We start from the raw sequence: 6186 nt of genomic DNA, 5'->3' as shown, positions 1-6186 counted from the left end.
AGTACAACTGAACTCAGTGTAGCAAGTAGACTCAATACTGATAAACGACCAGCACCGTGGCTATAACTTGCTCTAAGACCAAATCCAAAACGTTCACTCTTTTCATCCCTAAAATTTTGCTCTATTTGCATTCTTCGGCTGTAAATTTTCATAACCTGACGAGGTTTAAAATCATCCATACTAGTAAAAATAAGCCAAGGTTCCATTGCTGCCGAACGTCCATCTTTGACCTGAGATTTTCGTACCATTCGATATCGTGATTTTTTGAATTTTCTCCCTTTATTCGGTCTTTTATGAAGATAAAAATAACCATCGCAACGTGCATATTCTGCTTTTGATAATGTGCCAAACCCTAAAAACTGTGGGGTTGTAGTTGCTTTTAAAGCTTGCCGTTTAAACCAAAGCTCACCCTATTTTTCAAGTCTTAGTTGAGTATTTCCTCGAATGCGTCCGACGAAATCCCAACCGAGCGTTTTTATCTGTTTGAACCCTGCATTTTGAAAACCTGCATCCGTAACAATAATTACTCTAGCTTTAGGGTTAACAGCACTCGCTAGCATGTCAAGAAATGCATTTTGGATGGTTACATTTTGTTGTTCACATGAGGGAACTATTTGACTTAACAAAGGAATTGAGCGTCCATCACAAATTAAACTCGCACGGAGTACATGATGTTCTTGTGAGGGATATCCACTCCAATCAACAGCTATGACACACAATGAGAGTGACTCAGTCAGCATAGCAATAATATTACGAAAGATATCAGGAATATCCCTATGAAGAGCTTCATTACCGAGTAGCCGATCAATACGTTTAATTTTATGTTTGACGTGAGCGTTTCCTGGTAAAAAGCGCCCAATGCTGGTTAACGTAAGAGAAGCACCATTAATCAAAGCGATAGTGGCATCGATTAATGCATTCTGACGATATTTATGAAATGGTGATAAAGCATCTTTAAAGAAGTTATGACATATTTCACGTACAGGCATAGCAGTGACCTTATTGACTTGGTGGAACAATCAGTAGATCACACAACGCTATGCCTGTCTATTTTCTGGGGATTCCTCAGCGCTTCGGCGGGTTTTTTGTCGGAGTAACTTCATGAATACACTACGAACAATACGGCTTTCTGGCGTGCTGATACCCCAATTCGGGCGAGAGTATAAGCTGGCGGTATCTTCTCCCATAGAGGCTATCAGGGCGCTGTCTGTCCTTGTTGACGGTTTTGAAAAGTTCCTGTTAACCGCGAAAGAGCGCGGGCTGACTTTTGCCGTATTCATCGGAAAACGCAATATCAACCGTGACGAACTGGAATTATCCGGTGAAGGCGACATTCGGATTGTACCGGTGATCATTGGCAGCAAAAAGGCGGGTATCTTCCAGACTATTCTCGGTGCAGTGATGGTAGTAGCCGGGGTATTTGCATGGGCCACTCCGTGGGGCGTTCCACTCGTGATGTCCGGTGCTTCTATGATGCTGGGGGGCGTGGTGCAGATGTTATCACCGATGCCGGGCGGATTGGCACGACGGGAAGATCCCGACAATAAACCCAGTTATGCGTTTGGTGGGCCAGTCAACTCCATCGCGCAGGGGAATCCGGTTCCGATTGGATATGGCAAGCGTCGTATCGGGGGTGACCGCATGGTGTCGTTTACGGTGGGATTGGATGGAAAGATCCCCTTACCCGGTTACATTATCGGTGTGGCGGATGAAATGTTTTCCGGTCGTGTACTGGGTGGACGTATCAGTGCGGTGGATGGGCGTAACATTACATTAGACAGGGTATCGTCTGCGAAGGTCGGTGAGCGGTTAATTCTGAACCTGCCTTCTGGTAAAGCGGAAGGGCGAACTATCCAAGCCGTCAATGGGCAGATAGTTACTGTCACCACGGAATACTCAGAAATCCCCGCCACTGAAAATGTCTGGGCGATTGATGCCACGGATTTGGCTGTCCAGCAATTCAGGGTCACGGGGATTAAAGAGGGTGAGGACGGGGTGTCATTCGATATCACCGCCGTTGAGCATAACCCCGATAAGTATGACCATATCGACACTGGCACCCGAATAGACGAGCGCCCCATTTCTGTCATTCCGCCCGGCGTTCAACTGCCACCGAAAAATGTCGGTATCAGCAGTTATTCCGTGGTGAATCAGGGGATTGCCGTCACGACATTGAGAGTCACCTGGAATGCAGCCGAGAGTGCGATTGCGTATGAAGCTGAATGGCGGCGTGATAACGGCAACTGGATATCTGCACCCCGAACCTCTACACAGGGCTTTGAAATTCCCAATATCTACGCTGGCCGCTATCAGGCGCGGGTGAGAGCCATTAATGCCGCTGAGATACCCAGTCTCTGGGCAAACGCCCCTGAAACTCATCTGAAAGGGAAAGAGGGCAACCCTCCGGCACCGTTGGGCTTCAAGGCCACCCCGATCATCTTCGGTATCCAGCTAGATTGGGGGTTTGCGCCCCAGACGGACGACACGTTAAAAACTGAAATCCAGTACAGCAAGACGAATGACAGTGAAGGGTTAATGTTACTGGCCGATATCCCCTATCCCCAGCGAACGCACACAATGCAGGGACTGGCGGCAGGCGTTGCCTTCTATTTCCGTGCGCGGCTGGTGGACAAGTCCGGTAATCAGTCCCCGTGGACGGCATTCATTCGTGGGGAGTCTTCTTCGGATACGAACTGGATCATCGATGCGGCAGGTAAGGAATTTCTTTCCAACAAAGCAGGCCAGCGGTTGCAGGAGCAGATGGACTTTAACTCCGAAGCCATCATGGAGAACGCCGCGGTGGAAGGGGCAATTGTTCAGCGACAGTTGAAAGTGAATGGTGATCTTAAAGCAGATATATTGCACGTTCAGACCACGCAGGTTACGGACCGAGAAGCCTTTGCCGAGGATATGAAGAAAGTACAGGCCGATGTGGGGGAGAATGCGGCAGCGGTGCAGACGAAGGCCACGGCGGTCTTTGATATTAAAGGAGATAGTGCTGCTCTCTATGACGTGGGTGTCGGATTAAAGTACAAAGACCAGTTCCATAAAGCCGGGATGGTGATGGGATCTGAGGTGAAGAACGGACAGGTCACTATTGTCCGGGGAACGGGCACTAAATGGAAAAGTAATATTAACGGCATTGCCGCCGGCCAGATTATCTCGGCTAGGCGTAAGGATTCGTGCGTAAATGTGTAAGATCGTGCTCTAGTCCTTGCCATATCTACGTTGCCAAAATCTAACTTCATATAACTGGCAGTATCAATATATGAGTTTATGGTCGCCAACACGGAAGTAATGAGTTGCCAGGCTTATCGACCACAATAGCTACACTCTGTTTCGCCCTTGTGACTGCTACATAAAAACTTGCCGCGGGCCCAGGTCCCAGAGGATCACCTGTTTGAATAAACTTGAGAATCCCTGCCGTAGGCACGATTAGTACCCGCTCATGTGTTGAACCCTTGGAAATTTTAAAATTCATGAAGTTAAGATAAAATTCTTTTCCTGAGCTGGCCGTATTCCGCAAACACTGAGGTTGATATTTTGCAACATAATCGGCAACGTACCTTTTAGGCACAAGGAATACACCATCATGACCTGTGACTATCTCGTTCCTAGAGTCAGTTGTAGGAAACAGCCAGCTTTTATCAAAAATAGTGTCAGAGAATGCAGCAATATTGGGATGGCAACGCCATGTCGTGGCACTCTCTGTAATATTTATTAGTCCTTTGGCTTGGCGTTCACGAAACCATGTTATTACTTCTGCATAAGCGTATTTTTTATTTTTTGAGCTGCGTGGATTAGTCGAGAGTACAGATTGGCGAATATCGCCAACCATTCGAATATCAACCGATGAGCTAAGACACACATCGATAATTTCCCAATCATGACTGCTAAGATCTTGTACTTCGTCGATCAGAATTTCATCATATAAACATTCCAGTCTATGTATTAACGCTCCTTCACTTTCTGAAACAAGTTCGTGAGCAAGACGACCAAGCTCACATGCATAAACTGCTCCGCTTGAATCTAAAAACCGGTTAACCCCTCTAGCCTTCATCATTGGCCTACCATCAAAGTTGAACCCAAGAACGCGTTTGCTCGGAAATTTAAATGGTAGGAAAGGTTTGGCGAAATGGCGAAGTAGAAATGTATACCAACCCATTACTTCTATTGCTGTATGATCACCTGCAGAGTTTGCCAGACGACGACTTAACTCATCTTGGTTCGTTTTAGTATATGTCACTACCAATGCCCGCCGAGTTTTTGGCAAACAGGTGCAATGATCAACGATTCCTTGAGTTTTACGAGAACCTGCAACAGCAAGTGTTAGATAGTTAGCCATGAATGAACCTTGCAGCATCTTGCATATAATCGGGAGGAGTAATGCTTTGAGAAGCACTTGCAATGCGAAGTGCAGTTTCCGTTTTTTCCCGATTCATCCATATTGTTAAATCTGCAGCTTGAGTTATTCCCAAAATTGCCCGAATGCTAGTTTCACTATTGTGGTGTACCAGCTGAGGTTCAAGGGTTGTCCCACTTTCCACGCTGCCAATAAAAAGCTCTCTTCGACCCGCAGCAAGCCAATTTGCTACTGGCTCACGTAATAAAATAGGGTCAATGCCATCATTATCTCGGAGAACTGCCACATTTTTGTCGAGCGCTGCGCATAATTCTAAACAACGGCCTAAAGATAAGCCTCGCATACTAATAACATCAACGCCAAACTCCATTGGGCGCTTTCCATATAGGTCCTGAAAAATTCGTTCAAATACAATCTCATCAGAGGGCCCCTCGACGAGGACAACTTTATTTGCCAATGCCATTCTAAGAGTGTCATATCCTGGAAGCTTCTGAAAATATGATACTGTATCAGGATCCAGCTCAGATATTTTACTCACGGAGTCGTGCCCAATAAGTAGCAGGGAACCCAGCCCTAGCCTATTGAGTACAAAGGTGCTGTGAGTTGTGATGAATAATTGTTGTTGTTCACCTGCTAGAGTTTCTAGGCGAGACAAAAGAATCGTCAGACTTGTATGAGAAAGGTGATTTTCAGGTTCTTCAATCATCACAAAATTTGCCTGCCCTGAGTGACGACTCATTGCTAGTGATATCTTAATTGATGCCTGTTGGCCCTGCCCTGACATTGAGAATGGGACGTTATTGACATGTGGAGTAACGGCCGCTTCCCATGAGGTTCGTGAACTTTGATCCATTGCTAAAGCAATTGACTGATCATATAAAGATGCATGTAGTGTACCTATGCGTTTGTTTACATCCTCTAGCGCAGTATCGGACATTGACGCTTTTATTTCTCGATATAAAAGAGAAATTGAGGCTTTCTCGGCAGGTTCAAGGTGATCACTAAGGATCTGGCGTAGATGAAAGTCGATACCAGATGACGAGCGGACTGTTCGGGAGTCAATTATCGCAGTCACAAGTTGTTTTGGTCGATTGGTGAGCTTGTTGTCTGCAAAAGAACGCCAGTCCACAGAATAATATTCAACTGGAAGTAATGGCGAAGGGTTTTTCATCCATTCATCTAATTCGTCAGCGTATTCTGGGTTAGGAATAATATTTAACGACACACCAGGACAAGCATTTGTTGGCACATCACTGTTAATTGCCCCGCACAATATCTGTAATTCAGATCTATTCTCAAAGAAAAGTTCAATACGAATTTCAGGTAAAGCTACACGTTGACCGCAAGCACGCTTATGTAAAAACTCTGAAATTAAGTTAGTATTAAACCAGTATGAATTGAGTTCTTCGGATGCACTCCGTCCATTAATTCTTCCTGTTAACGCAAGAGTAATGGCTTCCATGAGTGTTGACTTTCCAGCTTCGTTTCCCCCCACAATAATATTCATTCTTGGATTAGGCGTTAGCATGAGTTCTTTATAGATCCGATAGCCATGTATTTTTATCTTTGTTATCATCGTAAATTACCCTTTAAATTAACGATATTAGAGTCCGCTATTTTTAATTAACATACTTTCAACTTTTTCTCGTTCTCGTTTGACTATTGCCATCACAGTATTTTTGCTCAAGTCTAACTGCCGCCCAATTTGTCTGTAGGAACAACCTTCAGCTATAAGAGCTAATACTTTAGGTGTTAGCTTCTCTGATTTTATCCGCTGCCCAGGCCTTCGCCCAAAAATGACGCCCCTGGCTTGCGCTGCCTGG

General features: G+C 45.3%; 3 protein-coding genes and 2 pseudogenes. 1 reads left to right on the top strand and 4 read right to left on the bottom strand.

Annotated elements, in window-relative coordinates; genetic code table 11:
- Positions 1–989, bottom strand: a pseudogene (locus NXS07_RS04910) (IS4 family transposase); the annotation flags it as partial.
- 646 nt (positions 990–1635) lie between these two features.
- On the opposite strand from NXS07_RS04910, the pseudogene NXS07_RS04905 reads away from it, so the two are divergent.
- A pseudogene (locus NXS07_RS04905) lies at positions 1636–3093 on the top strand (TipJ family phage tail tip protein); the annotation flags it as partial.
- 181 nt (positions 3094–3274) lie between these two features.
- On the opposite strand, the gene NXS07_RS04900 reads toward NXS07_RS04905, so the two are convergent.
- From NXS07_RS04900 to NXS07_RS04890, 3 genes are read right to left on the bottom strand one after another with little or no spacing between them, the layout of a single operon-like run.
- Positions 3275–4345 carry a UvrD-helicase domain-containing protein gene (locus tag NXS07_RS04900; RefSeq protein ID WP_187651635.1) on the bottom strand — a complete coding sequence of 357 codons (1071 nt, stop codon included), beginning with the start codon at positions 4343–4345 and terminating at the stop codon, positions 3275–3277.
- Positions 4338–5939, bottom strand: a complete 1602-nt coding sequence (locus NXS07_RS04895; protein ID WP_038221668.1) for an ATP-dependent nuclease — start codon at positions 5937–5939, stop codon at positions 4338–4340. The genes NXS07_RS04900 and NXS07_RS04895 overlap by 8 nt, the downstream gene beginning before the upstream one ends.
- A gap of 27 nt (positions 5940–5966) precedes the next feature.
- Complete coding sequence (locus NXS07_RS04890) at positions 5967–6134, bottom strand: LuxR C-terminal-related transcriptional regulator (protein WP_258086280.1); 168 nt, start codon at positions 6132–6134, stop codon at positions 5967–5969.
- Between the last annotated feature and the right edge of the window lie 52 nt (positions 6135–6186).

This window comes from Xenorhabdus bovienii, from assembly GCF_024721015.1.
GTDB classification, from domain to species: domain Bacteria; phylum Pseudomonadota; class Gammaproteobacteria; order Enterobacterales; family Enterobacteriaceae; genus Xenorhabdus; species Xenorhabdus bovienii.
Note: the sequence above shows the minus strand (reverse complement) of the source record. Positions and strands in the feature narration are given on the sequence as shown.